Origin of the sequence: Hyphomonas sp. UBA3601 (genome assembly GCF_002375605.1) — a bacterium.
Lineage (GTDB): Bacteria > Pseudomonadota > Alphaproteobacteria > Caulobacterales > Hyphomonadaceae > Hyphomonas.
The window spans coordinates 7,233-9,694 of record NZ_DFME01000079.1; the positions used below are offsets into that span (position 1 = coordinate 7,233).

Sequence of the window (2,462 nt, forward strand, 5' to 3'; positions counted from 1 at the left end):
GATACGGCTGCCATGATGCAAGCACCTGAGATTGGTCTGGCGCTCGGTCAATCTGCGCCTTCGGTCAATCTGGTGAGACACACTGGAGAGGCTGCGAGCCTGTCTGAACTCATGGGAGAGAAGGGGATTGCGGTCGCCTTCGTGCGTTCAGCGGACTGGTGCCCTTACTGCCAAAAACAGCTTAAGCAGATTGATGATATCTCGGCCAACCTCAACGACTTGGGCTGGCCCCTTGTCGCAATTTCGTATGACGATCCCGAGATTCTGTCGAAGTTTGCCCGCAAGAACAGTCTTGGATTTGAACTCCTGTCCGATCCCGGTTCGGAAGCTATTTCGGCGTTTAATTTGCTGAATGAAGAGATGAAGCCTGGCTCGCGCTATTTCGGCATTCCCCACCCGGCGATCATGTTTATCGGCACAGATGAGACGGTCCGGGCAGTATTGCGCGAGGAAGGTTACAAGGACCGCCCATCGCTCGACCTTATCCTGCAGATTGCTGAACAACTTTAGGCAACGGGGCTATTCACTCTGCTCGAAGGACATGTAGTCTTGCGCTGCATAGATCATTGAGAGGCACAGCGGATGAGACAGATCAGGCATATTGCAGGATTATTGGCTGGCATGGCCATATTGGTCGGTGCGCCGTCCTTCGCGCAGGATGCCGATCTGTCGCCGGAAATCGCGGCAACGACGGATCAACTGATCGCGGATGCTCTGCTGGATGAGGTTGGCCTGCAATTTGTCGAAGACCTGACGACAGAAGTCGGGGCCCGCCTTGGCGGCTCGCCGGATGAGGCGCGGGCGCGTGTTTGGGCGATGAACGCGCTCAAGGAGCTGAATTTTGACCGCACGCGCGTTGAGGATTTCACGATCCCGTATTGGGCGCGGACCCGTGAATCGGCCCGCGTGATTGGCGCGAATGCGCAAGATCTCGTGATCACGGCGCTCGGCGGCAGTCGTGCGACGCCTGAAGGTGGACTGGAGGCTGATATCGTCCGGTTTGAAACCCTTTCCGATCTGAAGGCGGCTGATGCTGACAGCCTTGCGGGAAAAATCGCGTTTATTGATGAGCGCATGTACAAGACCCAAGATGGCTCGGGCTACGGGCTTGCCGTGCGCAAGCGGGGCGGGTGTGCCAATGCAGCCGCAGAGAAGGGGGCAGTTGCCTGCCTGATCCGTTCTGTCGGTACACAGCCACACCGCATGCCGCACACAGGTGGCATGTTCCGGGAAGGGGCGCTCGGCGCGCTCCCCGCAGCGGCCTTGTCTGGCCCTGACGCTGATCAGCTGACACGATTGTTGGACAGGGGCCCGGTCCGCGTGAATCTCGATATTGGCGTTGAGTATGCCGATGCTGCGCCGTCCGGAAATGTGATCGCTGAAGTCGAAGGATCTGATCTGGAAGACGAAATCATCCTGATCGGATGCCATCTCGACAGTTGGGATCTTGGTACCGGCGCACTGGATGATGGCGCGGGCTGCGGAATCGTCGTCGGGGCCGCCAAGCTGATTGCGGACTTGCCGGGAAAACCTCGCAGAACGATCCGTGTCGTTCTCTACGGCTCTGAGGAAGTCGGCCTGTTTGGAGCGAATGCTTACGCTCGGCAACATGGGGATGATCTCGACAAGCATATGCTTGCGGCTGAGAGCGATTTTGGCGCCGGCCGCATCTGGCGTTTCCAGACCAATTTTGGTGAGGCTGCAATATCCTATGCGGATGTCATGAAGCAGGTATTGACCCCACTGGGTGTGTCAGAAGGCGACAATGCAGCCGGCGGTGGGCCTGATATCGGCGTCCTCCGCAGGGCAGGGGTGCCTGTCGTAACGCCCGCGCAGGATGGCCGGGACTATTTTGACTACCATCACACCCCAGACGATACATTCGACAAGATTGATCCGGAGGCATTCCGTCAGAATGTTGCGGTGTACGCGGCGTTCACATACATTGCGGCCCAGACAGGATGGGATTTCCGGAAGTCGGAGCCGACATCGATGGGTTCGGACTGACGTCCTCGTATGTCGGCGTCTGAAAAAGTGGGGCCAGCCCTCGCGGCCGCGCTCGAGGGGCTGAAACTGGCCCACCGGGAACTGGATCATGTGGATCAGGATCCCGAACGTTGGCGCTGGGTTGCAGTTGGTCTCGTCACGGCGATTAATTGCGCGATCATTGCTGCCCTCTCCGGATATGAGACCGCTTTGGAGGAAGATACAGCTGATCTGAAAATGCCTGGAAGAGTTGCACCTCTGAAATTGTTGCTGCGACGCGCGCGATCAGATCGATATCTCCTGCCTCCGGAGCAGCTTCCCGCAACGTCGGGGCAGTCCGACGCCGTCCTTCGGCTCGCTGGATACCGGAACGAGGTCGTGCACGGCGTTCTTGCCGGACGGCCGAGCACAATTATTCGAGACGGGCAGATCGTCGTGGAGATGGTCACGCATCTGGTTTGCCTTGCTCCGGCCTT

General features: G+C 58.4%; 3 protein-coding genes. All 3 read left to right on the forward strand.

Going from position 1 to position 2,462, the window contains the following annotated elements; translation table 11 throughout:
- Nucleotides 1-510 (forward strand): peroxiredoxin family protein (locus tag B4F73_RS08005; RefSeq protein WP_290482959.1); only part of this gene is annotated, 510 nt, incomplete at its 5' end.
- Nucleotides 511-621: 111 nt separating this feature from the next.
- Entirely contained in the window at nucleotides 622-2,007 is a 1,386-nt protein-coding gene (locus tag B4F73_RS08010) for a M28 family peptidase (RefSeq protein WP_290482051.1), read from the forward strand.
- Between the two features lie 9 nt (nucleotides 2,008-2,016).
- Nucleotides 2,017-2,462: hypothetical protein (locus tag B4F73_RS08015; RefSeq protein WP_290482960.1), on the forward strand; the 446-nt coding region annotated here is incomplete at its 3' end.

What these genes read in the sequence shown, in the direction of transcription:
- B4F73_RS08010 (WP_290482051.1), top strand. Translation starts at nt 622, where the DNA reads ATGGCCATATTGGTCGGTGCGCCGTCCTTCGCGCAGGATGCCGATCTG.